General features: G+C 70.2%; 33 protein-coding genes. 17 read left to right on the forward strand and 16 right to left on the reverse strand.

Annotation, left to right across the window (positions count from 1 at the left end; all coding sequences use genetic code 11):
• The first annotated feature begins 410 nt into the window (after positions 1 to 410).
• Positions 411 to 839 (forward strand): DUF6010 family protein, encoded by a 429-nt coding sequence (locus tag ACFQVD_RS10015; protein ID WP_343979380.1) that lies wholly within the window; start codon positions 411 to 413, stop codon positions 837 to 839.
• 122 nt (positions 840 to 961) lie between these two features.
• Here ACFQVD_RS10015 and ACFQVD_RS10020 read toward each other — a convergent pair whose 3' ends face one another.
• Positions 962 to 1,423 carry a MarR family winged helix-turn-helix transcriptional regulator gene (locus ACFQVD_RS10020; RefSeq protein ID WP_343979377.1) on the reverse strand — a complete coding sequence of 154 codons (462 nt, stop codon included), beginning with the start codon at positions 1,421 to 1,423 and terminating at the stop codon, positions 962 to 964.
• A gap of 84 nt (positions 1,424 to 1,507) precedes the next feature.
• Between ACFQVD_RS10020 and ACFQVD_RS10025 the strand changes: the two genes are divergently transcribed.
• Positions 1,508 to 1,879 (forward strand): VOC family protein, encoded by a 372-nt coding sequence (locus ACFQVD_RS10025; protein ID WP_343979374.1) that lies wholly within the window; start codon positions 1,508 to 1,510, stop codon positions 1,877 to 1,879.
• A gap of 135 nt (positions 1,880 to 2,014) precedes the next feature.
• Here ACFQVD_RS10025 and ACFQVD_RS10030 read toward each other — a convergent pair whose 3' ends face one another.
• From ACFQVD_RS10030 to ACFQVD_RS10045, 4 genes are all read right to left on the reverse strand, one after another.
• Entirely contained in the window at positions 2,015 to 3,301 is a 1,287-nt protein-coding gene (locus ACFQVD_RS10030; RefSeq protein ID WP_343979370.1) for an RNA polymerase sigma factor, read from the reverse strand.
• A gap of 15 nt (positions 3,302 to 3,316) precedes the next feature.
• Positions 3,317 to 3,736, reverse strand: coding sequence for a YciI family protein (locus tag ACFQVD_RS10035; protein ID WP_343979366.1), 420 nt, complete (start codon positions 3,734 to 3,736; stop codon positions 3,317 to 3,319).
• 189 nt (positions 3,737 to 3,925) lie between these two features.
• Positions 3,926 to 4,276 (reverse strand): DUF1731 domain-containing protein, encoded by a 351-nt coding sequence (locus ACFQVD_RS10040; protein WP_343979363.1) that lies wholly within the window; start codon positions 4,274 to 4,276, stop codon positions 3,926 to 3,928.
• A gap of 97 nt (positions 4,277 to 4,373) precedes the next feature.
• Positions 4,374 to 5,021 (reverse strand): FMN-binding negative transcriptional regulator, encoded by a 648-nt coding sequence (locus ACFQVD_RS10045; RefSeq protein ID WP_343979360.1) that lies wholly within the window; start codon positions 5,019 to 5,021, stop codon positions 4,374 to 4,376.
• 274 nt (positions 5,022 to 5,295) lie between these two features.
• Between ACFQVD_RS10045 and ACFQVD_RS10050 the strand changes: the two genes are divergently transcribed.
• The 3 genes from ACFQVD_RS10050 to ACFQVD_RS10060 all read left to right on the forward strand — a co-directional run bounded on the left by ACFQVD_RS10050 (position 5,296) and on the right by ACFQVD_RS10060 (position 6,780).
• A complete protein-coding gene (locus ACFQVD_RS10050; RefSeq protein ID WP_343979357.1) occupies positions 5,296 to 5,874 on the forward strand; it encodes a helix-turn-helix domain-containing protein in 579 nt (192 codons plus the stop codon).
• A 142-nt stretch (positions 5,875 to 6,016) separates the two neighbouring features.
• Positions 6,017 to 6,589, forward strand: coding sequence for a TetR/AcrR family transcriptional regulator (locus ACFQVD_RS10055; RefSeq protein ID WP_343979354.1), 573 nt, complete (start codon positions 6,017 to 6,019; stop codon positions 6,587 to 6,589).
• A 38-nt stretch (positions 6,590 to 6,627) separates the two neighbouring features.
• Positions 6,628 to 6,780, forward strand: a complete 153-nt coding sequence (locus ACFQVD_RS10060) for a hypothetical protein (protein WP_343979351.1) — start codon at positions 6,628 to 6,630, stop codon at positions 6,778 to 6,780.
• Positions 6,781 to 6,881: 101 nt separating this feature from the next.
• On the opposite strand, the gene ACFQVD_RS10065 is transcribed toward ACFQVD_RS10060, so the two are convergent.
• The gene (locus ACFQVD_RS10065; RefSeq protein ID WP_343979348.1) at positions 6,882 to 7,802 is read right to left on the reverse strand and encodes an FAD-dependent monooxygenase; all 921 of its coding nucleotides are present in this window, start codon (positions 7,800 to 7,802) and stop codon (positions 6,882 to 6,884) included.
• Positions 7,803 to 7,811: 9 nt separating this feature from the next.
• Between ACFQVD_RS10065 and ACFQVD_RS10070 the strand changes: the two genes are divergently transcribed.
• Entirely contained in the window at positions 7,812 to 8,447 is a 636-nt protein-coding gene (locus ACFQVD_RS10070; protein WP_386270913.1) for an RNA-guided endonuclease InsQ/TnpB family protein, read from the forward strand.
• Between the two features lie 659 nt (positions 8,448 to 9,106).
• Entirely contained in the window at positions 9,107 to 9,910 is an 804-nt protein-coding gene (locus ACFQVD_RS10075; protein WP_343969664.1) for an HAD family hydrolase, read from the forward strand.
• Positions 9,911 to 10,001: 91 nt separating this feature from the next.
• On the opposite strand, the gene ACFQVD_RS10080 is transcribed toward ACFQVD_RS10075, so the two are convergent.
• A complete protein-coding gene (locus ACFQVD_RS10080) occupies positions 10,002 to 10,580 on the reverse strand; it encodes a PadR family transcriptional regulator (RefSeq protein ID WP_343969661.1) in 579 nt (192 codons plus the stop codon).
• Positions 10,581 to 10,682: 102 nt separating this feature from the next.
• Here ACFQVD_RS10080 and ACFQVD_RS10085 point away from each other — a divergent pair, with 102 nt between their 5' ends.
• The 4 genes from ACFQVD_RS10085 (at position 10,683) to ACFQVD_RS10100 (ending at position 14,030) form a co-directional block, all read left to right on the forward strand.
• Positions 10,683 to 11,327, forward strand: coding sequence for a class II aldolase/adducin family protein (locus tag ACFQVD_RS10085; RefSeq protein ID WP_343969659.1), 645 nt, complete (start codon positions 10,683 to 10,685; stop codon positions 11,325 to 11,327).
• Positions 11,324 to 12,214, forward strand: coding sequence for a VOC family protein (locus tag ACFQVD_RS10090; protein WP_343969656.1), 891 nt, complete (start codon positions 11,324 to 11,326; stop codon positions 12,212 to 12,214). The genes ACFQVD_RS10085 and ACFQVD_RS10090 overlap by 4 nt, the downstream gene beginning before the upstream one ends.
• Before the next feature lie 177 nt (positions 12,215 to 12,391).
• Positions 12,392 to 12,598, forward strand: a complete 207-nt coding sequence (locus ACFQVD_RS10095) for a tautomerase family protein (RefSeq protein ID WP_343969653.1) — start codon at positions 12,392 to 12,394, stop codon at positions 12,596 to 12,598.
• Positions 12,591 to 14,030: an aldehyde dehydrogenase gene (locus ACFQVD_RS10100; protein WP_343969650.1), complete on the forward strand. Its 1,440-nt coding sequence runs from the start codon at positions 12,591 to 12,593 to the stop codon at positions 14,028 to 14,030. The genes ACFQVD_RS10095 and ACFQVD_RS10100 overlap by 8 nt, the downstream gene beginning before the upstream one ends.
• Positions 14,031 to 14,282: 252 nt before the next feature.
• Here the strand turns inward: ACFQVD_RS10100 and ACFQVD_RS10105 are convergent, their stop codons facing one another.
• The 6 genes from ACFQVD_RS10105 to ACFQVD_RS10130 form a co-directional block, all read right to left on the reverse strand.
• Positions 14,283 to 15,122, reverse strand: coding sequence for an alpha/beta fold hydrolase (locus ACFQVD_RS10105; RefSeq protein WP_364155957.1), 840 nt, complete (start codon positions 15,120 to 15,122; stop codon positions 14,283 to 14,285).
• Positions 15,119 to 15,712, reverse strand: coding sequence for a TetR/AcrR family transcriptional regulator (locus ACFQVD_RS10110; RefSeq protein WP_343969644.1), 594 nt, complete (start codon positions 15,710 to 15,712; stop codon positions 15,119 to 15,121). The genes ACFQVD_RS10105 and ACFQVD_RS10110 overlap by 4 nt, the downstream gene beginning before the upstream one ends.
• A gap of 270 nt (positions 15,713 to 15,982) precedes the next feature.
• The gene (locus tag ACFQVD_RS10115) at positions 15,983 to 16,729 is read right to left on the reverse strand and encodes an amino acid ABC transporter ATP-binding protein (protein ID WP_343969640.1); all 747 of its coding nucleotides are present in this window, start codon (positions 16,727 to 16,729) and stop codon (positions 15,983 to 15,985) included.
• A complete protein-coding gene (locus ACFQVD_RS10120) occupies positions 16,726 to 17,799 on the reverse strand; it encodes an amino acid ABC transporter permease (RefSeq protein WP_343969637.1) in 1,074 nt (357 codons plus the stop codon). The genes ACFQVD_RS10115 and ACFQVD_RS10120 overlap by 4 nt, the downstream gene beginning before the upstream one ends.
• Complete coding sequence (locus tag ACFQVD_RS10125; RefSeq protein WP_343969634.1) at positions 17,796 to 18,680, reverse strand: ABC transporter substrate-binding protein; 885 nt, start codon at positions 18,678 to 18,680, stop codon at positions 17,796 to 17,798. Before ACFQVD_RS10125 ends, ACFQVD_RS10120 begins: the two co-directional genes overlap by 4 nt.
• A gap of 31 nt (positions 18,681 to 18,711) precedes the next feature.
• A complete protein-coding gene (locus tag ACFQVD_RS10130; RefSeq protein ID WP_343969631.1) occupies positions 18,712 to 19,452 on the reverse strand; it encodes an acetoacetate decarboxylase family protein in 741 nt (246 codons plus the stop codon).
• 170 nt (positions 19,453 to 19,622) lie between these two features.
• Here ACFQVD_RS10130 and ACFQVD_RS10135 point away from each other — a divergent pair, with 170 nt between their 5' ends.
• Positions 19,623 to 20,273, forward strand: a complete 651-nt coding sequence (locus ACFQVD_RS10135; RefSeq protein WP_343969628.1) for a TetR/AcrR family transcriptional regulator — start codon at positions 19,623 to 19,625, stop codon at positions 20,271 to 20,273.
• 373 nt (positions 20,274 to 20,646) lie between these two features.
• On the opposite strand, the gene ACFQVD_RS10140 is transcribed toward ACFQVD_RS10135, so the two are convergent.
• Positions 20,647 to 21,762: a diaminopropionate ammonia-lyase gene (locus ACFQVD_RS10140; protein ID WP_343969625.1), complete on the reverse strand. Its 1,116-nt coding sequence runs from the start codon at positions 21,760 to 21,762 to the stop codon at positions 20,647 to 20,649.
• 91 nt (positions 21,763 to 21,853) lie between these two features.
• Here ACFQVD_RS10140 and ACFQVD_RS10145 point away from each other — a divergent pair, with 91 nt between their 5' ends.
• The 4 genes from ACFQVD_RS10145 (at position 21,854) to ACFQVD_RS10160 (ending at position 24,547) form a co-directional block, all read left to right on the forward strand.
• Positions 21,854 to 22,774 (forward strand): LysR family transcriptional regulator, encoded by a 921-nt coding sequence (locus ACFQVD_RS10145; RefSeq protein ID WP_343969622.1) that lies wholly within the window; start codon positions 21,854 to 21,856, stop codon positions 22,772 to 22,774.
• Positions 22,775 to 22,888: 114 nt separating this feature from the next.
• On the forward strand, positions 22,889 to 23,677 hold the full coding sequence (locus ACFQVD_RS10150; RefSeq protein WP_343969619.1) for an inositol monophosphatase family protein: 789 nt from the start codon (positions 22,889 to 22,891) through the stop codon (positions 23,675 to 23,677).
• A gap of 127 nt (positions 23,678 to 23,804) precedes the next feature.
• Entirely contained in the window at positions 23,805 to 24,146 is a 342-nt protein-coding gene (locus ACFQVD_RS10155; RefSeq protein ID WP_343969616.1) for a DUF3147 family protein, read from the forward strand.
• Positions 24,143 to 24,547, forward strand: a complete 405-nt coding sequence (locus tag ACFQVD_RS10160; protein WP_343969613.1) for a DUF3147 family protein — start codon at positions 24,143 to 24,145, stop codon at positions 24,545 to 24,547. Before ACFQVD_RS10155 ends, ACFQVD_RS10160 begins: the two co-directional genes overlap by 4 nt.
• Before the next feature lie 212 nt (positions 24,548 to 24,759).
• Here the strand turns inward: ACFQVD_RS10160 and ACFQVD_RS10165 are convergent, their stop codons facing one another.
• Positions 24,760 to 25,320 carry an isochorismatase family protein gene (locus tag ACFQVD_RS10165; protein ID WP_343969610.1) on the reverse strand — a complete coding sequence of 187 codons (561 nt, stop codon included), beginning with the start codon at positions 25,318 to 25,320 and terminating at the stop codon, positions 24,760 to 24,762.
• A 274-nt stretch (positions 25,321 to 25,594) separates the two neighbouring features.
• Between ACFQVD_RS10165 and ACFQVD_RS10170 the strand changes: the two genes are divergently transcribed.
• Complete coding sequence (locus ACFQVD_RS10170; RefSeq protein WP_343969607.1) at positions 25,595 to 25,792, forward strand: hypothetical protein; 198 nt, start codon at positions 25,595 to 25,597, stop codon at positions 25,790 to 25,792.
• Here the strand turns inward: ACFQVD_RS10170 and ACFQVD_RS10175 are convergent.
• Entirely contained in the window at positions 25,789 to 26,220 is a 432-nt protein-coding gene (locus ACFQVD_RS10175) for a nuclear transport factor 2 family protein (RefSeq protein WP_343969603.1), read from the reverse strand. The two genes, ACFQVD_RS10170 and ACFQVD_RS10175, sit on opposite strands and share 4 nt — an antisense overlap.
• Positions 26,221 to 26,297 lie beyond the last annotated feature (77 nt).

Raw genomic sequence — 26,297 nt, forward strand, 5'->3', positions numbered from 1 at the left:
GCCTGACGCGGCCGTCTTCGCAGCCAGGGCCGGATGGCGGGAACCCGTTGGAGATTGTCGGTTCAGCCCCTGGGACGCCGAGGACGGCCGCTCTAGCCTTGCGCTGCGAGATCCGGGCAAGCGAAGAAGGAGCAGCGCCGATGCATGCGCAGGTCGTCCTGCGTGATTTTTGGACACCATCGCACCCTGATGAGGTGCCGCACGCCGCGGGCATACCGTGATCGCCGAACCGGCGAGGGCCGAAGGCGCCGCCCGCGACCCGCGGCGCACCATCATGGCCGCCGCCCTGGCCCGGCTGCCGGAGATCGGCGGACCGCCGGTCCTGCTGCGCCTCGACAGGGCGGCGGAGCGGACCGGGCAGGTCCGCGTCAACCGAAGCACCCCTACCTCAGAACGGATCGTCACACTCCATGTCCATCGTCATGCCGATCGTCATCGGGCTGATCTGCGTTTCCCTCATGTCCCTGATTCCCGAGCCGCACCGACGCCAGGTCAACGCCGTGCTGGTCGGAGGTGCGGGCGCCGCCTACCTCAGCGGGGGCGGGCTCGGGTACTGGGAGTTCGTCCTGCCGGTCGTCATGACCTATGTCGCCTACCGGGGGCTCAACAGCTGGACCTGGATCGGCATCGGCTGGCTGCTCCACACCGCCTGGGACGTCGTGCACCACCTCAAGGGAAGCCCCATCCTCCCCTTCGCCGAGCATTCCTCCTTCGGCTGCGCCATCTGCGACCCGGTTGTGGCGCTGTGGTGCTTCGCGGGCGGGCCATCGATCTTGGACTGGGCACGTGCCCGCCTGTCCCGCGAGCCCGCGATGCCGATCGGCCCTGCCGAAGAGTGAATCGGCTCAGCTCCAGGTTCAGTCGAAACACCGGCCAAGATCAACTCGCCGAGGACTCCGAGCCGGGCGGACAAGGTCAGCCGGGCGCCCGAGCGCGCGGCCGGCCGCGGTGGCTCGGCGGGTCAACCGCCAAGGGCTTCCGCCATGCGGTCGAGGTCGGTGAGGAGGGCGGCCAGGCGCCGCTGCGGGACCGCGTCGACCATGTGCCGTTCGATGGCGTAGACGGCGGACCGGGCCGCGTCGAGACGACTGCGGCCCTCTGCGGTGAGGTGTGCGGGAAGGGCGCGGCCGTGGTCGGCGCTGGCAGGCCGGAAGATCAGGTCTGCGTCCTGAAGACCGCGAAGGACGACGTTCATGGATTGCCGCGTGACGAATGCGCCGCGGGCGAGCTCGGCGTTGGACAGGCCGGGCTGCTGGTCGAGTAGTTCGAGGCATGCGTACTGCGGCACCGTCAGGCCGTGCTCGCGCAGCGCTTTGTCCATGGCGCCGCGCAGCGCCGCAGCGGTGCGTTTGAGGCGGTATCCCACGTGCTCGGTGACGTCCCGAGCGGGATGGGGCGGGTCTACGGTCTTCCGGTCTTCCATGTCAGCATTTTGACATAGGCGGGCCGCCGCGAGTACATTCCCTTTATGTCAAAGTCCTGACATAAAGGAATTCCGGGAGGACCCATGACCGCCACCGTCGACGGCCCTGACTTCATCGCACTGCAGGTACGCGATGTCGAGGCAGCGGCCGCCTTCTGCGAAAAGCATCTCGGACTGCGGCGGGCATCGGCCTCGCCTCCCGGTGCGGTGGTGTTCGCCACCGCACCGATCCCGTTCGCCGTCCGCGAGCCGCTGCCGGGCATGGATCTCGATGACGTCGCGCGGCCCGGTCTCGGGGTGGCCCTGTGGTTCCGCACCACGGACGCCCAGGAGTTGCACGACCGGCTCGCCGCTGCCGGGGTGCCCATCATCACTCCGCCCAAGGACGGCCCCTTCGGCCGCATGTTCACTTTCACCGGCCCCGAGGGCTACACCCTCACTGCGCACGGAGGCTGACCATGACCGCCGCCATCATCCCCTCCGGCTCTTTCTCGCTCTCGGCGAGTGTGCGCCTCCCTGAGGGCTCCCCCCGCGAGAGTCGTATCCAGAGCCGACAGGGGAAAACGCGTCTCGGGTGTTCCTCCGGGCCGGTCAGCCGAGGTCGGCGAGTTTATGTTCCAGCACCGCCCGCTCGCGCTCGTTGCCGCACAATCGTACGGCGAGCTCCAGTTCGGTGCGCGCCTCGTCGGCGCGGTCCAGGCGGGTGAGCAGTTCCCCGCGAACGCTCGGCAGCAGGTGCGAGTTCGACAGCGCTCCGGCGGCCACCAGCTCGTCCACGATCGGCAGCGCCGCGGCCGGTCCCCGGGCCATGGAGACCGCCACCGCCCGGTTGAGGTCGACCACCGGTGACGGCGCGAGCCGGCCGAGCGCCTCGTAGATGAGCACGATGCGCTCCCAGTCCGTCGCTTCGACAGACGGGGCGAGGGCATGACATTCGGCGATCGCCGCCTGCAGGCCGTAGGCGCCCAGACCCCGGCCGACCCGCGCCGCGCGAGCCAGGGCGGCTCGTCCCCGGCGGATCGCGGCGCGGTCCCAGCGGCGGCGGTCCTGGCGCTCCAGCAGCACCGGCTCGCCGTCCGGTCCGGTGCGGGAGGGGAAGCGCGCCGCGGTCAGCTCGAGCAGCGCCAGCAGACCGTGCGCCTCGGGCTCGTCCGGCACCAGGCGGCTCAGCACCCGCGCGAGGCGCTGTGCCTCGCTCGCGAGGTCGAGTCGGATCAGACTGTCACCGGAGCTGGCCGAAGACCCTTCCGTGAAGATCAGGTAGACCACACTGAGCACCGAGCCGAGCCGCTCGGCCCGCTCCTCGGCCGACGGCAGCTCGAACGGCACCCGGGCCGCCCCGAGGGTCTTCTTCGCCCGAGTGATGCGGGCCTGCACGGTGGCGGCCGGAACGAGAAACACCTTGGCGATCTCGTCACTGGTCAGACCGCCGACCACCCGCAGGGTGAGCGCCACCCTCGCCTCCCGCGACAGCACGGGGTGGCAGGAGATGAACATCAACGCGAGCACGTCGTCATCGATCTGGTCCGGATCCCACAGCACGCCCTCGGCGTCCCGGGCCGGATCGGCGGGTGCGCCCCCCGAGAGCACATCCCCCTCGCCCAGGTCGCGGGCGAGGGCGGCGTACCTCTCGTCAAGGGCGGAGCGCCGGCGGAACGCGTCGATCGCGCGGCGCCGGCCGACGGTGAGCAACCACCCCGCGGGGTTGCGGGGCACGCCGTCGCGTGGCCAGGTCACGAGTGCCTCGGCCAGCGCCTCCTGGGCGAGGTCCTCGGCCAACGCGAAGTCTCCGGTGTAGCGCGCGAGCGCGCCGACGATCCGTGCGGACTCGATCCGCCAGACGGCGGCAACGGCCTCACGGCCGGTGGGGTCGGCCATCTCCCGCCGATCCGCTCAGAGCTGGCCGGTGGCCTCGCGCCACGCCCGTTCCTTCTGGACCCACTCGTTGTCCTGCGGGAACTCGTCGATCGTGGTGACCCGACGGATCTCGGTCTTGAAACCCGGGCCGGTCATCGGCGACCGCCTGGCCCACTCGACGGCCTCCTCCTTCGACGCCACGTTGAGGATGTAGAACCCGCCGAACAACTCCTTGGTCTCGCCGTACGGGCCGTCGGTCACCACGGGCGGCTCGGCGGAGTAGTCGACGACCACCCCCTCGGCGGCGTCGTCGAGTCCCTCCGCGGCGACCAGCACACCGGCCCGGATCATCTCGTCGTTGTACCTGCCGACGGTCTCGAGCATCTTGCCGAAGTCGATGTCCGCCATCCCCGCGAAGGCCTCGTCGGTGGCGCGCATGATCAGCATGTACTTCATCGTGCTGTCTCCCTGGGTGTTCGGGACCCTCTCGCGGATCCTCTCATCCCTAGGTCGAACGGGAATGCCGTGAATCGACACAACCGCCGATCTTCTTCCGACACTCGAAATGGCGGAGGGCGGGCTTGTCTGTGCGGGCCGTGAAATACGAAAAGGCGAGACCGTTGGCGGCCGGCAGGAGCCGAACGCTCACCCGGTGAGGCCAGGTCCGTCACGCACGCGCCGCACGAGGTCGCCGGCGGTCTCCGGCCACTGGGCGTGGTCGAAGGCGAAGCCCGCCTCGAGCAGGCGGCCGGGGACGACCCGACGGCTTTTCAACAGGAGTTCGGTGTCCGAGCGCAGCGCGAACGCGCCGAGCTCGGCCATCCACTTCGTTGCGGGCAGGCCCACCGGAACACCCCACATGGAGCGCAGCACGCGCATGAACATGTGCTGTGGTAGGGGCGCGGGAGCGGCGAGGTTCACCGGCCCGGTGAGGTCCTCCCGGTCGGCCGGGAACTCGACGGCGCGGACAAAATCACGGTCGTGGATCCAGGACACGCACTGCACCCTACCCGCGACAGCCGCAGCAGGACGTCGAAGACGCCGCCGGCTCGGGACTCATCACCATGGCGCGGATCCTCGGCGCGGGCCTGTGTCAGGGTGTCCAGGTGCCGATGCGGTCCAGGCGACGTCGCTGCTGGGCGGCGGTCGGCAGGTCCAGGCCTTGGCGGCGGGTGGTGAGGCGTTCGGCGACCACGGTGCGGTGCTGGACGCTCTTGTGGTCGTCGTATTTGAACTTGGCCTGGACGGCGGTGGCCTCCAGGCGTAGCCCGCGGATGCCGGACAGCATGCGCCCGTACGGCGGGCGGTCCACGGCGACCTCGGCGTGGTCGCCGCTGGGCTGGAAGTGGGCGAGCTGCCGGGTCAGCAGATCGGCCTTGGCCTGGGGGTCGTCGATGACGTGCGCGCGGCAGGTGAACTGGACGGCCGCGTAATAGCTGGTCGGGACCCCGTCCCGGGGCGGAACATCAGCGGCGGCGCGCCAGGTACCGGGAACGAAGGCGTAGTCGCCGATGACGGTGAAGGTCACATCCGGGTTGTGCTCGATCGCCTTCCAGACCGGATTCGGGCGGGCGAGATGGACCAGCAGATCACTGCCGTCGCAGACGAAATGGGTGGGGACGACGACGGGCGGCTGGCCGGGCAGGCCGTTGACTGCGAGCTGACCGAAGTCGTGGCCATCGGCGATCCAGGTCTGCCACTCGGCCTCGTCCAGGCTCGCGTCCCAGGGCTGGATGAACATGAGGGAACTCCTTCTGAGTGATCGATGTGATGAAGGCGGTGTCGGACGGTCAGGTGAGGGCCAGCAGGCCGACCGCGACGGCGGCGGCGCCCAGGCCGCCGAGGAAGTCGGCGCATCCGTAGGCCAGGGAACTGCCCAGCGCCAGCAGCAAAGCGATCACGACACCCCGATGTTGTTCAATGGAATGACTACAAGGTACATCAGAACGACCGAAGTATGCCAATAAAACGACCATATAGTACATTTAAACGACCGAGTGAAGGGAGCTATCCAGATGGCCGAGAACGACACCGCCCTGCGGACCGTCGCCCACAACGTCCGGACCGCCCGGCTCCGCGCGGGCTTGTCACTGGAAGAGCTCAGCCGCCGCGCCCAGATCTCCAAGGGCGCACTCGCCGCGCTGGAAAAGGCCCAGGGCAACCCCAACCTGGCCACCCTCGTTCGCCTTGCCGACACGCTCGGCATCTCGGTGCCCACCCTTATGCAGGGCCCGCCCGAAGGCCGTACCGTCCGCATCGCCAGCGCCGAGGAGATCGAGCCGCTGTGGACCGGCGAACACGGCGGTCAGGCCCGCCTCATGCTGGTCACCGCCGGTGCGGCGCCGGTGGAGGTGTGGCGGTGGCGCCTGCACCCCGGAGAGGACTCCCCGAGCCGGCCCCACCAGGCCGGGGTCATGGAGACCGTCAGCGTCACCACCGGCCAGATGACTCTCGTCGTCGATGGCACCGAGCACACCGTCACCGCCGGGCAGAGCGCCATCTTCAACGGCGACTGCCCGCACACCTACCGCGGCGCCGGCACCGGTCCCTGCGACCTGATCATGACCGTGCACCTGCCGCCCGGCCCCACCTGACCGTCCTGTCCACGAGGAAATAGGTGTCGATCTACACCGGCGAGGGCGCAAGCACGATCTTCTCCGGCTAATGTCAGAGCTAGGAACACGATCGACGCTAGCATAGCGTTGATAGGGCTTCTAGTGATGCTAGGTTCGTCTCATGTCGATTCAAACGCGCCGGGAGCGGGAGCGGGCGGAGCGGGAGCGGTTGATCATCGCAGCGGCCCGGGAGCTGGTCGAGGCCGAGGGCTGGGAGGCGGTGACGACCCGTCGCCTCGCCGAACGGGTCGAGTACAGCCAGCCGGTGCTCTACAGCCACTTCAAGGGCAAGGACGCCATCATGGCGGCGGTCGCGGTCGAAGGCTTCGCCGACCTGGCCGCCGAGCTGCGCGCGGCCCGTACGTCGGCGGCCGACCCTCGCCAGGCCCTCGCCGACGTCGGCGCCGCGTACGCCGCGTTCGCCGAGCAGCGACCCGCGTTGTACGACGCGATGTTCACCCATGCCGTCGACCTGCCGCCCGCCGGCCCCGAAGCACCGGCCGCCCCGCATGCGGCCTTCGGCGAGCTACGCGAGGCCGTACGGCCACTGGCCGGGGAGGACGACCTGGGTCTGCTCACCGAGACCCTCTGGGGCGGCCTGCACGGACTGATGACGCTCACGCGGGGCGGCAGGCTCCGGCACGAGGGCCACGAGCGGCGGCTGGCGTTGCTGCTCGGCCGCTTCTCGCGCTGATCCGCTGATCACAATTGTCCTCCCGCGTCTCACAGCCGGTGTCCCCCCTTCGGGGCAAACCCCTACAGGCGCTGGCCCACATCAGCCCGGCCAGCAGCGAAACCGTCAACTTCCTCAGGGCCATCTCCGTGGAGATCGACACCGACGACGCCAGCGGCTACCGGCCCCTGCGCCACCATGCTCCTCCCTGATGAGACACCCTCCGCCCTGACCGCTGGGCAGGTGGCCCCGATCCACCTCGCCGGGCGCCATCAGGCCGCCCGCGCCGCGCCCGGCCGGCCCCTGGTCCACGTCAGGGTGTGCCGAACCAGCTGGAGAGCGCTTCGCGCAGCGCCGGCGCGGCGGTGTCGGCGGGTTCGTCGATGGGTGCGGCCCAGGCGATGTGGGCGTCCGGGCGGATCAGCAGGACATCGGCCGATCGCCGGCCGGTCTTGGCGGTGTGGACGTCGACGCGCTGCCCCCAGGCGCGGGCGGCCTTGCGAAGGTCGGGGCGGTCGGCGAGGTCGAGGAGGATGGGCCGGGCAGGGTGCAGGAGTTCGGCGACGCCGGTGATTCCCTGGTCGGTGTGCAGGGTGAGGTCGGGCGCGAAGGTGCCGGCCAGGGGGTTCGTGCCGGGCATCGGGTAGCGGATGTCGGCGCCGGCGACCATGGCTCCCATGCGGCGCAACGGCTGCTCGTCGGCGAGCAGTTCGGAGAACACTTCGCGGAGCGCTTCGGCGGCCGCGTCGTGCCCGCGCCGCAGCGCCACCTGGGCTCGGGTGTGCAGCATGGTACGGGCGCCGGCGAGGTGGCGTTCGGCGTGGTAGGTGTCCAGCAGGCCGGCCGGCGCCCGGCCGTGCAGGTCGGCGGCCAGCTTCCAGGCCAGGTTGACCGCGTCCAGCAGGCCGGCGTTGAGCGCCACGCCGGTGGCGGGGAACAGGTGCGCCGCGTCGCCGGCCAGCAGGATGCGCCCGTCGCGGTAGCGCTCGGCCTGGCGGGCCTTGAAGGTGAAGCGCGACAGCCGTGTCGATCCTGCCAGGGGCAGATGCGCGCCGAGCACGCGGCGGATGCTGTCCTGGAGTTCGGTCAGGGTCATCGGGACGTCGTCGTCGTACTCGGTGGTCTCGTCCTCGATGGTGTAGAGGGAGACGCTCGGGGCGCCGGGTGAGGAGCCGACGCCGAGCAGGCCCGCGCGCTGGCCGCCTACCGCAAGGGCGAATCCGACCTGATCCACCGCGACGGCATGTGGCTGCTGATCGCCACCTGTGACGTCCCCGATGTCGACGTCACCGAACCCGACGCCTTTCTCGGCGTCGACCTCGGTATCGCCAACATCGCCACCACCGGCGACGGCAAGCGGCACTCGGGCAAGCACCTGAACGCGGTCCGGCACCGCAACCGGGAACTGCGCCGCCGCCTGCAGGCCAAACAGACCAAGTCCGCCAAACGCCTGCTGAAGGCCCGCCGTCGTAAAGAGTCCCGGTTCGCCCGGGACGTCAACCACCGCATCTCCAAAAGCATCGTGACCGAGGCGCAACGCACCGGACGCGGCATCGCCCTGGAAGACCTCCAGGGCATCCGGGATCGGGTACGGCTCCGCAAGCCCCAGCGGGTCACGCTGCATTCCTGGAGCTTCCACCAGCTGGGTGGCTTCCTCGGCTACAAGGCGGCCCGGGCCGGGGTCGCCCTCATCTACGTCGATCCGGCTTTCACCTCCCAGCAGTGCTCGTCGTGTGGGCAGGTGGACCGCAAGAACCGGCTCGATCAAGCCTCTTTCTCGTGTACGTCGTGCGGCTTCGCTGAGCACGCGGACGTCAACGCAGCCCGCAACATCGCCGCACGCGGTGAGACGGGCTGGGCAGTGAGTCACGCTGCCTGACGCGGACCGGACCGTCGAAGCCATCGACGGCGAGGAGCTGCAAGCTCGGTCGTTTACGGCCGAGAAGCTGACGCCAGCACGCTCATAGCGAGGAGCCATGAGACGCGGCTCGCGGCCGGACCTGTCCAGGGCGAACACCGTAGCCTGCGCGACATCGCCACCCGGCTCGTCATCACCAAGGGCACGAAGAAGGGCCGGCCCCCTTCCCCTGCCACCGTCCTGCACATGCTCCGCGAACACGACGAAGCCGCCGCAACAGCGGACCTCGGCCCGGGAGCTGGAGGCGGCCCGCCACAGCGCCTCCCCCTCTCACCACTTCCGCGGGCTGATCAAACCGGCCGACACCGAAGCCGCCCCGTAGCCGCCCCTCCATCACCCGCCGGCTCCGGGCTTACTCGGCAGTCGTTCCGGTCCGGGCGGGCCAAGGTTTCGGAGACGTTGGTCCCTGTCCCATGTGCCGAGCGGCCCTATGTCCGCCGGGTGCGTGCGACCAGCGTGAGGGTGAGGAGCCGAACGAGCCGCCGGGGGGAGGATGAGACTCAGTCTTGATCACCTGTTCTCCGTCCCGATCGTGACGTGGTCGCCGAGCCCCCGGGCGGCCCTCTGGCCGGACCACGGAGTCGACACAGGTCACGGCCGCACGCAGAACGGAGAAGGTCATGAACGTCGAACACCTGACGGGTCAGGACGGGGCAGGCTGCGGGCCTCCGGCCTACAAGGCGGTGATCTTCGATATGGACGGCGTGGTCACCGACACCGCGGCCGTTCATGCCGCGGCCTGGAAGGCGCTGTTCGACGAGGTGCTACCGGACCTGACCGAGTCGCCGGTTCCCGGATTCGACGTCGAAGAGGACTATCGCCGCTATGTTGACGGCCGCCCCCGGGAGGACGGCGTGCGGTCGTTCCTGGCCGCGCGCGGGGTCGCACTGCCCGACGGGAATCCCGGAGATCCGCCCGGACCGCGCACCGTGCACGGGTTGGCGGCTCGCAAGCAGGAACTGTTCGCCGAGCGACTGGCCGAAGGCGGAGTCACCGTCTTTCCCGGCACGGTGGCGCTGCTACGGCGGCTACGCGCCGACGGCCTGCTGACCGCGTTGGTCACCTCCAGCCGCAACAGCGAGGCGGTGCTCGCGGCGGCGAACGTCAGTGATCTGTTCGACGCCCGGGTCGACGGCAGCGACGCCGTACGGCTCTCGCTGGCCGGCAAGCCCGACCCGGCCATGTTCCTGGAGGCGGCGCGTCGGCTTCGGGTCGATCCCGCGCGCTCGGTGATCGTAGAGGACGCGGAGGCGGGCGTGCGGGCCGGTGCGCGTGGCGGTTTCGGCCTGGTCGTCGGCGTGGACCGGACCGGCAATCGGGCGCGGCTGCTCGCGGCCGGCGCGCACCTGGTGGTGGAGGACCTGGCGGCGCTCTGTTACCAGCGGGTTTTTCCGTCCGGGGCGCAGGGTTCGACCTCCAGGTAGCGTGGCGACGGTTTGTCCGGCAGAGATTGGTGTCCGGTACGCAGGTGCAGGTCGAAGAAGGCACGGACGTACGTGCGGGTGATCTCTTCGGTCAGACGCCTTCCGCGAGGAGGCGGAGGCTTTCGCGGGCCCAGTCGACGCGGGCCTGGGCGACGGCGACCTGGCCCGCGAAGACGTTCGCCTTCAACCCGGCGATGCGGTCGTGCTCGGCCGGCGGGCGGTTCTTCAGCCGCTCCTTGAGCAGGTCGGTGTCCTTGGCCAGCAACGCTTCCCGGTGCGCGCGCCACTCGGTGATCAGCTGCTCCTGCTCGGCGATGTACGCCTTGAGCACGGACGCGGCCCGATCCGCGTCGATCATGTCGAAGAAGAGTGCCTGCAGGGAGAACGAGTCGCGTACCGGGGCCGGGGTGTGGCCGGTGCCCAGCCAGGTCCTCAGCTCCTCGAGCCCGTGCTCGGTGATCGAGTACACCGTCCGCTTCAGCCGCGTGCCACGGATCTCCTTCTGACCTTCGATGAGCCCGGCCTGCTCCATCTGGCGGAGCGTCGGATAGATCTGGCTCTGCGGCGCGGACCACACCCAGCGCGGGGCGGCATCGAAGAAGCGGGTCAGTTCGTACCCGTTCATCGGGCGCGCCTCCAGGACGCCGAGCAGTGCGTGCTGAAGCGACATGCCCCCAGCATAGGGGCGTCCCACTTGCCCTAGAACATGTACAAATATACCTGTATTGTCCTGCCTGTTTTTGTAGATGCGCACGGGCAGAGAGGTACTGGTGTGAACACAGAGCTGGCGGACGCCGGACGGGCGCTGGCAGCGGCTGGGCTGGTCACCGCGTTCGGGCACGTGTCACTGCGAATCGGGGACGACCGGCTGCTGATGACCCCTCCGGTGCCGCTCGGGACGCTCGGGCCTGACACACAGCACGCCGAGGTCCCGCTGGATGCCACCGACCTGCCCGACGGCACGCCGCGCGAGGCGTGGATCCATTTGGAGATCGCCCGGGCGCGACCCGGCGTGCGGGCGATCTGCCGGGCACAGCCGCCCACTGCCACGGCTCTGGCCTCGGCGGGGGTGCCGATTCTGCCGCTGCACGGGCAAGGGGCGTTCCTCGGGCCCGAGGTGCCCGTGTTCGACGACGCGACGCTGGTACGCGACCGCGCGCGCGGGCGGGCGCTGGCCGAGCGTCTGGGCGCGGCGCCTGCCGTGATCATGCGGGGCAACGGCGCCGTGACCGTCGGCGAAAGCGCCGGCCAGGCCGTCGCCCTCATGTGGGTGCTGGAGGCCTCCGCCCGCATGAACGCCACCGCCGCCGCCTCCGGCGCCCCCACCCCCCTCACGCCCGCCGAGCAGAAGTCGTGGCGGGCCGTGCGATCCGAATTGTCCAACCGCATCTGGTCCTATCTCCGGGAGTTGTCATGATCGAGCTCGAGGACATCGCCTACGTCCGGTCCGGCGCCGCCGACCTGGACACCGCCCTGCGGTTCGCCGTGGACATCGTCGGCCTGGAGCTCACCGCCCAGGAGGGCGGCGTCGCCTACCTACGCGCCGACCAGCGCCACCACTGTCTCGCCCTGGTCGAAGGGGAGTCCGGAGTCATCAGCTCCGGGTTCACCGTCCGGGACGAGGACGCGCTCGCCGCCGCCGAGACCGAGTTGGAGAAGGCCGGCGTCACCGTCGTACGGGGCGACGCCAAGGAGGCCCACTCGCGCCGGGTCCGGGACTTCCTGTCGTTCGACGACCCGTTCGGCAACCGCATCGACCTGGTGATCGACCAGGTGACGCTGACCGCACCGGTCCGCTACGGACGCGAGGCCGGCATCACCGAGTTCGGGCACCTGTGCCTGGACGCCCCGGACGTGCGCGAGGCGTACCGCTTCTGGTCCGGCCTGTTCAACGCCCGGGTGTCGGACTGGATCGGCGACTGGGCCTGTCTCATGCGCATCGACCAGGTCCACCACAAACTGGCCGTGTTCCAGGGCAGCCAGCCGGGACTGTGCCACATCAACTTCCAGATCGACTCGCTCGACGCGTTGATGCGCAACTATCACTTCCTGGAGGCCAACGGGGTCGAGATCGAGATGGGCCCCGGCCGCCATCCGCAGTCGACGGCGGTTTTCGTCTACTTCAAGGGGCCGGAGGGGATCACGTACGAGTATTCCTGGGGCGTGCGGCTCATCACCGACGAGGACGCCTGGCGGCCCCGCTACTTCGACCCGGCCGAGCCGGGCTCGATCGACATGTGGCAGGGCCCCACGCGCCGCGTCCACACCCAACCCCAGATCCGCCGCCCGCTCGGCCAGGGCTGAGCCCGCTCCCCCGCGCCTCACCCGGCCGAAACGGCAGCCACAGGAAGGTGATCGATCGCATGATGAACGGAGTACAGATCGTGCTGACGAGCGGGACGACCGACGCTATGCCGCGCCGGCGCGGCTCGTCGGTGACCGTACGCTTCAGCGACCTCGACTCCGTGGCGGGGGTGTGACATGCCGCTGGTCGAGGTGACCTTGACCGAGGGCCGCGAACCCGGCGCGATCCGGGCGCTCATCCACGAGGTGCACGCCGCCGTCGAGCGCTCGCTCGGCGCCCCCGCCCAGAGCATCCGGGTGATCGTACGCGAGGTGCCGCGCACCCACTGGGCGGCCGGAGACCAGACGCTCGCCGAACGCGACGAGATCAACAAAGGTGACTGACTTGGAATTCTTCGGACACGTGATCGACGGCGCCGAGGTGAAGTCCTCCGGCGGCGAGACGTTCACCAGCGTCGACCCCTACACCCGCGAGCCGTGGGCAGAGGTCGCGCTCGGCGGCGCGGCCGAGGTGGAGCGGGCCGTGGCGGCGGCGCGGCGGGCATTCGACAAGGGACCGTGGCCGCGCATGGGCCGCGCCGAGCGTGGCAGGCTGCTGCATCGCCTCGCCGACCTCATCCTCGAACACGCCGACGAGCTCGGCCTGGCCGACACTCGCGACATGGGCAAGCCGATCACCCAGAGCCGCGGCAACGATGTGCCCCGTGCCGCCGACAACTTCCGCTTCTTCGCCGACCACGCCCGGCTGACCACGGCCGAGACGCTGCCGATGGACTCCGGCCACCACGCCTACACTCGCTACGAGCCCGTCGGTGTCGCCGCCGCCGTCGCCCCGTGGAACTTCCCGCTGATGCTGGAGACCTGGAAGATCGCGCCCGCGCTGGCCTGGGGCAACACGGTCGTGCTCAAACCCGCCGAGGACACCCCCGCCTCCGCCACCATCCTCGCCAGGCTCGCGCTGGAGGCGGGCCTGCCGCCCGGGGTGCTCAACGTCGTCCACGGCTACGGCCCGGACTCCGCCGGGCAGGCGCTCACCGAGCACCCTGGGATCGACCGGATCACCTTCACCGGCGAGTCCGCGACCGGCCGGGTCATCTCGGCCGCGGCGGCGGGGCACCTCGTGCCGGTCAGCCTGGAGCTCGGCGGCAAGGGCGGCAACGCGGTCTTCGCCGACGCCGACCTCGACAACGCGGTGAGCTGGTCCATCAAGGCGATCTTCACCAACGCCGGGCAGGTGTGCCTGGCGGGGTCGCGTCTGTACGTCCAGCGTCCGGTGTTCGACGAGTTCATCGCCCGCTTCACCGCCGCGGCCGAGGCGATGCGCCTGGGCGACCCCAAGCTGGACTCCACCCAACTCGGCCCGCTGGCCTCGAAGACCCACTACCGGAAGGTACGCGGCTACGTCGAGACCGTCGCCGAGGAGGGCGGCTCCGTCCGCTCCGGCGGCCTCGGCGACGGCTGGTTCGTCCGCCCCACGGTGATCACCGGCATGCCCGCCACCGGCCGCCACCAGCGCGAGGAGATCTTCGGCCCGGTCGTCACGGTGACGCCGTTCGACACCGAGGACGAGGTCGTGGCGCTGATGAACGACACGCGCTACGGGCTCAACGCGATGCTGTTCACCGAGAACCTGTCCCGGGCGCACCGCGTCTCCGCCCGTCTGCGGGCCGGGACCGTCTGGGTGAACTGCTTCTTCGTCCGCGACCTGCGCGCCCCGTTCGGCGGAGCGGGCGACTCAGGGGTCGGGCGCGAGGGCGGCACCTTCAGCCGGGAGTTCTTCACCGAGCCGAAGGCCGTCGTCATGCAGATCGACTGATCCGCGGCCGGCGTCGGCGCTGCCCGGACGGGAGACGGTCGCGCCCGGCAGGGCCAAGGCGTCGTGTTCGAAGGCGGCCGAAAGCGTGCCCTTCCACGCAAAGGCACATCCACGCGAAAGGGCACGCAGGCGCGCCCCGGGACCGGTCGGAGACCGCCGCCTCAGGCGTCCTGTTCGCCCTGTGACGGGGGTCGCCCGAGCAGTCCGGGCCTGCCGCTCACGTAGCGGGCCCAGGATCCGATGATCGGCTTTCTAGGTGTCCAGCACCTTGCGGAGCAGCTCACCGAACTCGGCGGGGTGCGTGCTGAGGCCCGTGTGCCCGCCGGGGAAGTGGACGAGCTCCGTGCCGTACCGCTCGGCCAGGAAGGCGGCGGGACGGTAGGGCAGTTCACCGCGCGAGTCCGCTCCGCCCGCGAGTACGAGCCGGTCCGACAGGGCCGCCAGGCGATCCATGTCCGGGACATAGGCCATGAAGCTCGGCACGATACGCCCGAGGAAGTATGACATGTCCGCCATCGTCCGCTCGGCTCGCGCCGCCGCCTGCGGCGGCAGCTCGGTGACCGCCCGGGCGTCGACGGGATCGGCACCGGGCCGCCTGAGGCCGGCTGCGAACTCGGCCGCCGCGGGCATCAGCCCGTCCCGGCGGAGCGTGTCTTGGACACGGGCGAGCAGCGCGTGGTGCTCGGCCGCGTCCGGCAGCACCCCCACCAGCGGCGGCTCGTGCGCCACGACGCGTTCGATCCGCTCGGGATGGCTGGTGAGCAGGTGCAGCGCGACGATCGCCCCCGAACTACAGCCGGCCACGAGGGCAGGCTTGCCCGGCGACAGCAGCTCCAGCAGCCGGAACCCGTCGTCAGCGTGCTGTGCGACCCGCTGAGCGGCTTCCGGGGCGTCCAACGGACTGCGGGACAGGCCGCGCGGATCATAGGAGGCGACCGTGTAATCGGCGGCCAGGTCATCGGCGACGCCGTCAAAGGAGGCCGCGCCGCCCGTGCCGCCGGGGATCAGCAGCAGGAGGGGGCCTCTCCCGCGCACCTCGTAGTGCAGGGTGGCGCCGTCCACGCGCAGGCGGCCGAGAGTCGGTTCGGTCATGAGGGGTCTCCTTCACGGGGTGTGGGCCAGCGCTCCAGGAGGGCGTGCAGGGCGTCGAGGCAGCGGACCCAGGAGGCCTCCGCCGGACGCGCGTGCGCGAAACCACCGGCGGCCTCGAGGCTGACGAAGCCGTGCAGTGCGCTGCGCACCAGCCGGACCGCGTCGGTCAAGTCGGGCTCGGCCAGCGCGTAGGCGCGCAACATGCTGTAGGTCAGCTCGACCGCACGTCGCGGCCCGGGTGCCCGGGCCGCGAGCTCGGGATCGATCTGCGTCGGGATCTGCGTCGCGGTGTACCGGCCCGGATGTTCATGGGCGTACGCCCGCCATGCGTTCGCGAACGCCACCAGCGCGTCCTTGCCGGCTCGTCCGGCGGTGGCCTCCGCGATGCCGATGGTCTTCTCGTCCGCCGCCAGCAGCGCGATCCGCCCGCGCAGGTCCTCCAAGCCGCGTACGTGCACATACAGGCTCGCATCCTTCACCCCCAGCCGCCGCGCCACCGCCGACATGGTCACATGGTCGAGCCCGACCTCGTCCGCCAGCTCGGCGCCCACCAGCGTCACCCGGTCCGCCGTCAACCCGGCCCGCGCCATGCCACACCGCCCTTCCCTTAGGATTACTAGGAATAAACTAGGGCTCCTAGGATAATCCTTGGGCCCGAAGACGGTAAAACGGGGCAGCGGAACTCGACAGGGTCCCGGTAGCAGTGCGGCGGAATCCAACGAACCCGCCCCCGGCCTGCGGTGACGCGGTGTTACACGACAAGGTGGAAGGACTGTCCGCCCCGCTCGGCATCCAGGACGTCCTTCTTCTTGCCTACGGCGCGGCGCACAGCGCCCCGCAGTACTGCGGGGCCGTGTCCGTTACAGGCGTCCTGCCAGGGACACCTTGCGCAGGAAGTCGCGGGTGCGCTGTCGGGCGGGGGCGTCGAAGATCTGGGCCGGCGGGCCCTGCTCCAGGATGCCGCCGCCGTGCAGGAAGCAGATCCGGTCCGAGATCTCGCGGGCGAACCCCATCTCGTGGGTGGTGAGCAGCATGGTCATCCCGCTCTCGGCGAGGTCCCGGACGATGTTGAGGACCTCGATGACCAGCTCCGGGTCGAGCGCGGAGGTGATCTCGTCCAGCAGCAGGATGCGGGGGCTCATCAGCATCGTGCGGGCGATCGCCGCACGCTGCTGCTGGCCGCCGGACATCTGGTCGGGATAGGAGCCGGCCCTGTCGGCCAGCCCGACCCTGCCCAGCATGGCCATGGCCCGGTCCTCGGCCTCCTCCTTGGAGCACAGCCCCGTCTTCACCGGCGCGAGGACGGCGTTCTGCAGGACGGTCATGTGCGGGAAGAGGTTGTAGGACTGGAAGACCATGCCGACCTGCCGCCGGAGGCGGACCAGGTCGACGCCGGGCCCGGACACCACGTCGCCGTCCACGGCGATCTCGCCGCTGTCGATGGTCTCCAGGCCGTTGACGCACCGCAGCAGCGTGGACTTGCCGCACCCGGACGCCCCGATCAGGCTGATCACCTCGTGCGCGGCGACGTCCAGGTCGACACCGCGCAGTACCGTGTGGTCGCCGTAGGACTTGGTGACGCCGCGCAGCTCGATGAGCGGGCTCATGAGGCCTTCCTTCCGCCGCGGGCCAGCAGGTAGTCCACGAACCGGGTCTGCGGGATGGTGATGACCACGAACAGCAGGCAGACGATGGTGACCGAGGACAGGTTGTAGTAGTTGGCGGAGTAGATCTTGGCCTGGGCGAACGCGTCGATGATGCCGACGACGTTCACCAGCGCGGTGTCCTTCTGCAGCGCGACGAACGCGCCGAGCAGCGGCGGGACGATCCGCCGGACGGCCTGCGGCAGGATCACGTACCGCAGCGTGTGCGCGCGGGACAGGCCGAGCGACAGCGCCGCCGACTCCTGGCTGGGGTGGATCGACTCGATCGCCGAGCGGTACAGCTCGGCGTTGTAGGCGCTGTAGGTGAGGGTCAGCGCCACGATCGCGTAGACGACGGGGGGAGCGTCGCTGATCACCGGAATCCCGGCCAGCGGGATGCCGAAGCCGACGAGGTAGATCACCACGATGGCGGGCAGGCCGCGAAACAGGTCGATGTAGGCGATGGCCAGCAGCCGCAGCGGGCGCCCGCCCCGGCCCGGCGCAAGCCGGGCGAGCGCCAGCAACAGGCCGATCACCAGCACCAGCGCCTCGGCGACGAGGGCGATGAGCACGTTGTACCAGAGGGCCTTGGCCGTCTCGGCGAAGCTCGTCCTCATCAGGTCCCAGCGCAGGAACGTCTCACGGACGACCCCGTCGCTGACGGTGAGGAAGAAGACCAGCGCCGTGACGCACAGGCAGAACCCGGCGACGCCCAGCGCCGTCCAGGACGACTCACGGGAGGCGGCGGCGTCCCGGCGCGCGTCGGTGATCTTCCCGCTTGAGAGCGCCCGGGCGGACGCGGCGGAACCGCGCAGCCCCTTCCAGGCGGGAATCCCCATGAGGACGGCCGCCACCGCGGCGACCGCCAGGACGATCACGGATCCGGCGGCGAGGTGGCGGACGGCGCTGGTCACCACCGCGGCCGTGACCGCGACCGTCAGCGCGGCGCCGCCCCAGGCCGCGATGTTCAGCGGCCGGGAGCGCGGCGGTGGCACGGGCTTCCTGGCGCCGGCCGGCGCTTCGACGGCCGTCACGACACCGACCACTCGGGCAGGTCGTCGGGGTCGCCGCCGAGGAAGGACTCGAACTGCTCCTTGAAGACCCGGTCCAGGGTGCCGTCGGCCTTCATCTCGCCCACGATCGCGCTGACCCCGGCGGTGTTCGCCGAGCCCTTGGGCAGCATGATCGCCGCGTCGCCGCCGATCGGGTACTGGCCGATCACCTTGACCGCGTCGCCGATCTGCTGGGCGTTGAGCATGACCAGGGTGGTGTCGAGGATGACGGCGTCGATCTGGCGGGCCCGCAGGGCAGTGATCATGTCGTTGATCGACTGGTACTGCTTCGCCTGTTGGGCGGGCTTGAGCTGCTCGTTGACGAACCTGTCCTGGACGGAGCCGAGCAGGATGCCGATTTTGGCATCCTTGATCGTCGTTGCGTCCAGGGTGCTGTCTGACCGTACGAGCACGCCGCTCTTGACGTTGAGGTACGGGTCGGTGAAGTCGGCGACCTTCTCGCGCTCGGGCGTCTTGTAGAGCTGGTAGATCGTAAGGTCGTAGTCCTTGGTCCGGCCGCTGACCAAGGCGTCGAACGAGACGTTCTTCAGTTCCAGGCGCGGGATGCCGGCCCGGTGGGCGATCTCGGCGGCCAGGCAGTAGGAGTAGCCGCTCTTGACGTCCTGCGGGGTATCGCCGTTGTAGTCGCCCGGGGCGGGCAGGGCTGCCTGGATGGTGAGGACGCCGGAGTCGACGGTCGTCAGCTTGTGGGAGCCGTAGGCGCCGCTGACCTTGCACTCACCGTAGGACGGCGCGCCGTCGGCGGCCGTACTGGAATCCGAGCCGCCGCAGGCGGTGAGCAGTCCGAGGCCCAGGGCCGTGACGCCGAGCAGGCCCGCGGCCCGGGAGGTGATGACCGACATGGTTCTTCTCCTGTGGCTGAGGGGGAAAGGGTCAGATCCGCCGGGAGCCGACGACCTGGCCGAGGTCGAAGTCGAACTCCTGGGTGTCCAGGCGGGCGGCGAGGACGCGGATGTCACCGAGCGGGCCGAAGGGGTCACGGGGTCCGTCCGTAAGCGTGAGGGTACCTTCGGCGCGGAGGCTGCCATGCAGAACGCTGTTGGGGTAGTCGACCCGGATGACCTGCGCGATCTCCGGCTCGGAGGCGTGGTCCTGCGCCAGGAGCCGCACCTGGAGGTTGCACTGGCCCATGTCCGGGACGTTCAGCTCGGCGGGCCAGGCGCCGGCTGGCTCGCCCGTCACGGTGATCTCCGAGCGGACGAGGACGTCGCCGTGGCGGCGGCATTCGAGGGTGAGGCCTCCGGGGGTCTGCTCCCAGGTGAACTCGCCGCCCTTCTTGGGCCACGGCCACATCTCGCGCCCGGCGGCCAGGCCCATGTCGATGTCGATGTACTCGAGCGAGCAGAACTTGCCGACGTGCTCCTCGAAGCGGCACGGCACGTTGAACGCGACGTTGTGGGAGCCCTTGTAGCCGTCCACGTCGCCGATGAGCAGCCAGCTCACGACGACGAAGTCGCCGACGGGCTCCAGCGGCTCGGGCAACAGGCGCCGCGTGACGCCCTCCTCCACGCCGCAGAGCAGCATCACGCGGGTGCAGTCCCGGAAGTGGTGGGGGGCCGGATGATACAGCGGCGTCGACCAGTCGGGGATGGAGATCGCGGTGGGTGCGGGCACGGGTGGCGCCTCCTAAATCGAAATGGACTCTATTTTGATTTTGGATAGTCTGGGGCATGAGAGTTCCGGCCGTCAAGGGTCGTCTTCGCAGGTGACCAGACCGGAAGATCGCGACGCGCCTGGGCCGCCATCTCGGCCGCTAAAGTGGTCCGGACCCCGGAGGACATGACGTGACCCACAGCCCGCTGATCGACCTGGCGTCGGCGATGCGCCGCGCTCCGGCCCAGGAGCGCAGCAAGGCCAAGGTCCGCGCCATCCTGGACGCCGCGGACGAACTGCTCGGCGAGATGGGCTACGAGGCACTCGTGGCCACCCCGTGGCCGATCGTCGAGCGCGCGGGCGTCACAGTCGGGGCCTTCTACCACTACTTCGAGGGTGGCGAAGCAGTCCTGGAAGCCCTCGGGCTGCGCTACTTCCAGAGCGCGGGAGAGCTGGTCGACGCCCTGGCGGGCCGCTCCTACCCCGACTGGGAGTCGGTGGTGGACGCCGTCGTCGACACCTACGCCGACTTCTACGGCCGCCCGTCCGTGCGCGAGCTGTGGCTGAACAACCGGCTGACGGCCGTGGCCAAGGAGGCCGGCCGCGAGGTCAATGACTACATCTACCGCACCATCACCGACCTGCTGGAAAGCGCCTCGGGCGGGGCGCTGCGCCTGACCCCCATGGGCGCCCGCATCACCAACAGCATCGGCGACCAGCTCCTGCGCCTGGTCGAGGACGAGACCGAACCCGCCCGCGCCGAGATGATCATCGAAGTCAAGATCGCCATGCGCAGCTACTGCCGCACCTTCCTCGGCGGTCCCGACCGCCCCCGAGAATGACCCCGGGACGTGCAGCGGCTGCGCATGCGCCTGGAAAGCGACCCTGGCCTGCGGGGATATGAACCCGGATAGTGGACGTCCGCACGGCCCTCGCCCTGTTCCCCGCCGACCTGAGCCGGCCGCCACGGAGCTGGGCCGAGCGCACCTACAACCTCACCCGCTACACCCACATGCCCTCTGGGAGCCGGGGTCCAAGGGATTGCCGGACACATGGCTTCCGCAGGTGTCCGTCGCCGGTGTCACGTAGGCCGCCTGCGTGGTCACCGCAGGTCACACCCGGCGCCGCGCCGCTTCCTGACGCCACCGCCTCGACAAGTCATCGCGGACGCGGCGTTCGATGGCGATGTCGTACAGCATCGCCGCACAGATGAGTTCAGCCCCCCGCAGAGGCATGCGGATTGGCCGCGCTGCCCTCGGTGCACAGCAACACCACCGTCGAGACCGGGCCAAGACCCAGCGTGGTGCGGCGCTCGCCGGCGCCGTCGCCGGTGAGCACGGCGCGGACGCCGGCGAGCGAGGCCGCACCGCAGGGGCCACAGGAGACACCGAGGGCGGCGAGGTCACCGGCCGCGCGGGCACTGTCGGCATCGGCGATGGCCACGGCGGCATCCAGCCCGCCACGCAGGTGAGGCCAGGCGATAGCGGAGGGTGTGCCGCAGTTCAGCCCGGCCATGATGGTCTCACCTGTGGTGACGCTGACCGGTTCGCCACGTAGGAGGCTCTCGATGACACAGGGGGCGGCCATGGGTTCCACCGACAACAACGCCGGAGGCGGCCCCGCCGGACGACTGCGGTAGTGGGTGACGACGGCCTGGGCCAGCGAGCCCACGCCCACCGGGATGGCGACAAGATCGGGCATCCCCGCTCCGGCCACCGTCAGCTGCTCGTCGATTTCGGCACAGAGGGTGGAATAGCCCTCGACGATCCAGCCGGGGATCTGCTCATAGCCCGGCCAGGCGGTGTCCTGGACCAGAACCGTATCCGGCGCCCCGGCCGCCCCGGCCGCCCGGCGCACCGCCTCGTCATACGAGCCCGCGACCTGAACGACCTCGGCCTGCTCGGCGGCGATGGCCGCCACAGCCTTCGGATGAACGCCTCCCGGGATGAAGACGCGGGCGCGCTGGCCGAGCAGACGTGCCATACGAGCCACAGCGCGGCCATGGTTGCCGTCGGTTGCGGTCACCAACGTGACCGGACCCGCCCCACCGTGCCGCGCCCGCTCGGCAAGGGCACGGTGCACCGCCCAGGACGCGCCCAGCACCTTGAAGGCGGGCAGCCCCAGACGAGACGACTCATCCTTGACGAAGACCCGCCCGACCCCCAGTTCGGCGGCAAGCCGGGGAAGTTCGACCAGCGAGGTAGGGGCGTACTCGAACAGGGAGGCATGGAAGTCCCGCACCTCAGCGGGGGCGGGCGCACAGGTCCAGAACCTGGCGGCGGGCCGCGCGAACCACGGCGGCGTACGGACGGAAGAAGCGGTCTCAGACATCGCAGCCAGCGTGCGACACACCCTCCAATCGGTCCAGCGGATGTTTCCGACCTATATTCGTCGGAGAATCCGACCGATCGAAGGCTCGCCGATGTTCGACCTGCACCGACTACGTCTGCTGCGCGAACTCAAGCACCGCGGCACCCTCGCAGCCGTCGCCGCCGCCCTCTCCTACAGCCCCTCCTCTGTCTCCCAGCAGCTCTCCCAACTGGAGGCGGAGGTCGGCGTCCGGCTACTGGAGCCGATCGGGCGACGCGTGCGGCTGACCGAGCAGGCAGAGATCCTCGTCGCGCATACCGAAGCGGTGCTGAAACGCCTGGAGCGCGCCGAGGCGGACATCGCCGCCTCACTGACCGATCTGACCGGGACCCTGCGCATCGCCTCGTTCCAGACCGCCACCCTCGCCCTGATACCCGGCGCACTGAGCATCCTGCGCGATCTCCACCCCGGCCTTCGGCCCCATGTCACACAGATGCCACCGGAAACGGCCCTGCCCGCGCTTCAGGCCCGCGACTTCGACCTGGTCATCGCCGAGGAATACCCGGGCAACCCCAACCCCCGGCCCGCCGAACTGGAGCAGGAAGACCTGCTCGACGACTCCCTCCGCCTCGCGCTGCCCGAACCGGCCGACGACGCGGACGGTCCCACGGCGTCGCTGCGCTCACTCGCCGACCGTCCCTGGGCCATGGAACCCGAGGGTACGACCGCCCGCCACTGGGCCATGACCCTGTGCCGGAACGCCGGTTTCGAGCCCGATGTACGGTTCGAGACCACCGACCTCCTGATCCACCTTCGCCTCGTCGAACAAGGCCACGCCGTCGCCCTGCTTCCCGACCTCGTATGGATCGGACAGTCCCCGACCGTCACACTGCGGCAACTTCCCCGTGGCCAGCGCACACGCCGCATCTTCACCGCGGTACGCCGAGGTCGCAGCCGGCACCCCGCCATCAGGGCATGCCGCCACGCACTCCGGCAAGCCGCCGCAGCGGCGACGGCCTCGATCGACACCTGACGGGGACGGTACGCGATCGCGTCATCAAGACCGCCCTTCGAGTTCGGGATCGTCCGGATAACGGCCCGACACGCTCCTTCGTCACCGCCTCCCGGCTCGCGTACCCTGCGGATCATGCCGATCACTGACGTTGAGCTGTCCTGTACGGCGGCGCAGGCGGGAGCAGCCGTCGTGCGCGCCATGTTCGGCGCACCACTGACGCGCCTGGAGAAATCCGGCGGTGACTTCGCCACGACCGCCGACGTGGCGGCGGAGCAGGCCGTCCTTGACGTCATTCGCGCCGCCCGGCCCGGTGATGCCGTGACCGGCGAGGAGAGCGGGTCTACGGGCCCGGCGGGGGCGGAGCGCATGTGGCTGGTCGACCCACTGTGCGGCACGCTGAACTACGCCGCGCGCACCATGCTGGTGGCGGTGAACGTCGCCCTGCGCCTGGGCTCGGACATCACGGTGGCGGCCTCGGCCGACCCGTTCACCGACGAAGTGTTCTGGACCGACGGCGTCCGCGCCCACATCCGCCGCGGCGGTGTGGACGAGCCGCTCAAGCCGTCGCCGGATTCGCGGCTGGTGGACGTCAACCTCGACCCGCCGTTCCCGAACTCACCCGCCTTCCGTGCCGCCGCCCTGCTCGCCGATCCGGGATTCGCCGAGCGGTTCCGCCCGCGCGTCGTCTCCACCACCCTGGCGGTGGCCTGGGTGGCCGCCGGCCGGCGAGCCGCCTACGTCACCGACGGCCGGCTCCATGACAGCGTGCACTTCGCCGCCGGGATCGCGTTGTGCCGTGCCGCCGGCTGTGTGCTGACCGGCCTCGACGGCCGGCCGCCGCATACCGGCACGGGCGGGCTCATCGTGGCGGCCGACCAGGAGACCCACACGGCGCTGCTGGACCTCATCCGCAACCAGTAGTCCCATCAGCTGCCACCAGGTACACCCGAGGGGTGTCGGTCCTGGTCAGCGGCCACGACCATAGGGCAGCGTGATGACGTGAGAAGCCGTTCCGTCAACGACTCCGGTGTGAGAGGGGCGAGCACGTATGAGCCAGGTGTGGACGATCGCCCTGCGCGGGCTGTCCGGTGGCCTGCTCGTCATGGCCTTCGCCCTGATCGGCGAGATGGTGAGCCCGAAGCGGTTCGCCGGCATCTTCGCCGCGGGGCCGGCCGTCGCCCTGGCGGGAATGACCGTGACCCTGCTGTTCATGGGCAGCCGGCAGGTCGCGGACTCCGCGCTGGGAATGATCGTCGGATCGGTGGCGCTGGTGGCGTACTGCGCCTCGGCGGTGCCTCTGGTTCGGCGTCTGGGAGCCCTCGCCGGCTCGGCGGCCGCGATCGCGGTATGGGCGGCCGTCGCGACGGCAGGCCGGCTGCTGATCGCATGAGCGCCCCACGCAGAATGCGGATCCAGCCTTCCAAGCTGCGCAGGGTCACGCTGCCGGGGATGGCGCTGCGCTTCGCCTTCGGGGCGGCCGTCTCCGTGGCCGCCGGCCTGGTGGGAAACCACTGGGGACCGGTCACGGGCGGGGTCTTCCTCGCCTTTCCAGCGGTTCTGGCCGCCACCCTCACCCTGATCCAGGACGAGGAGCACAGCCGGATTCCGGCCTCCAACGATGCCCGTGGCGCGGTGCTCGGCGCGGTCGGCATGATCGCTTTCGCCCTGTGCGTCTGGGCGCTCGCCACCCGGATCCCCACGCTCGTGGCGATGGGGATCGCGCTCGTGGCGTGGGCGATCGTCGCCGCTGTTCTGTACCTGCTCATCTGGGGTGTCCGCCGGAGCCGGTGACACCCCCCGGGCCGAGATGACCAGGAACGGATCACCATCCGCGGCCTGCCGGATGCCCTCCGCCGCAGTGGCCGGCGCCGTGTCGGGCGGTTACGCGCCGGCCGGCAGGCCCCGGCCTCCTCCCCGTCCCCGCCGATCGCATCGGCCCGGCGATGTCGCCCGGCTCCTGACCGCTCGGCTCGCGGACGGACCCGGTCCGCGACGCACAGGCCTCAGGAGGTGCCGCCGAAGTCGACATCCTTGGTCTCGACCGTTCCGGCCGTCCGTCCCGGCGCCGCCTGGTGGGTCCAGTACAGGTTCGTGTGCGCGATGACCCGGTCCGGCGGCGGCGCCCCCCATGCCGTCTGATCCTCCGTCGTGTGGGCGTCGCCGACAAGGGCCGTGTCGTAGCCCCTGGCGAACGCGCCGTGGAGCGTCGAGCGGATGCACCAGTCGGTCTGTGCGCCGACGACGACGAGTCGCCCGACCCCGAGGCCCGACAGCACGGCCTCAAGAGCGGTGTCTTCGAAGGAGTCGCCGTAATTCTTCTCGACAAGCGGCTCGGCATCGCCCGGAGTCAGCTCGGGAACGATCCGCCAGTCGTCGCTCCCTCTCGCAAGCTGCTCGTCGGAGTGCTGGATCCAGACGACGGGAACCCCTTCCCGCCGCGCCTTCTCGACAAGGCTGCCGATGTTCGCGACGACCGCGTCGCGTTCGTGAGCTCCCACGACGACACCGTTCTGTACGTCGACGACGAGGAGCGCGGTGTTCGGCCGGTTCACGAGGGTGGTCATGGTCTCCCTTACTCACGCTGGGTTCCTGTGCCCGCCCACGGTAGACCGGCCCACCGACAACGGCGGGACGAACCTCGGAGCGCTCCGGCGGGGAGAAGACCTCTCCAACCGCGTGCGTCCGTCTGTTACGATCTCCGGCATGATCACGCGCTTGAGCAGTTGGCGGCCCGCCTGTTAGGCGGCCCCTGCTCCTGCACGAACCCACCGGCCGCCTCGATGAGGCGGCCGTCGTCATGTCGGGACAACAGCGGTCTCATCGCGGCAGCCCTCACAGATGAGGACCACCCATGACCGCGTCCCTGCCGCCCGCCGGCCCGTCCCGCGCCCCCGGCTCCGTCACCCCTCGTGGCCCACGATCCTCGCCACCCTGCTCGACCGCCGACACCTGACCGCCTCGAACACGGCCTGGGCGATGGAACAGGTGGTACGAGGTGCGGCCCGCGCGTCGGCCGGCTCCAGCTCGCCGGGCTAGTGATCGGCCGGGGCCGGGACGAGGCCGTCGGCGACCAGACCGGCGAGGACCACCTCGCCCAGGGTGTGCACCGCGGACTGCGGGCGGACCATCACGGTGAACTCCTTGATCCGCTCCTCGTGGTCGAGATGCAACAGGTCGATGCCGTGAATCTGCTTGCCGTTCACGGTGGCCCGGAAGAGCAGGACCACCGACGGGGCCTCGGTACCGTCGGCGCAGGTCTCGGCGGTGCCGTCGAAGTGCCCGATGTAGCGGAAGTCCTCGAAGGTACGCATGAGGACCCCGAAAAGCCCCAGCACCATCGGCCTGCCCTCGAAGGGACTGAACTTCACCGGGCTGTAGAGCCGGACGTCCTCGGTGAACAGGTCGTCCAGAGCGGTGAGATCGCGGCTGTCGACAGCGGCGCGGAAGCGGTCCGCGGTGGCCATGGCTTCTCCCAGATAGTCATGAATATGATTAGTCACTTTCTTTACTACCACAGACGTGAGTTCCGTGGACAGAGGCG

The sequence above is a fragment of the Streptosporangium amethystogenes subsp. fukuiense genome (genome assembly GCF_042665875.1).
Taxonomy (GTDB): domain Bacteria; phylum Actinomycetota; class Actinomycetes; order Streptosporangiales; family Streptosporangiaceae; genus Streptosporangium; species Streptosporangium fukuiense.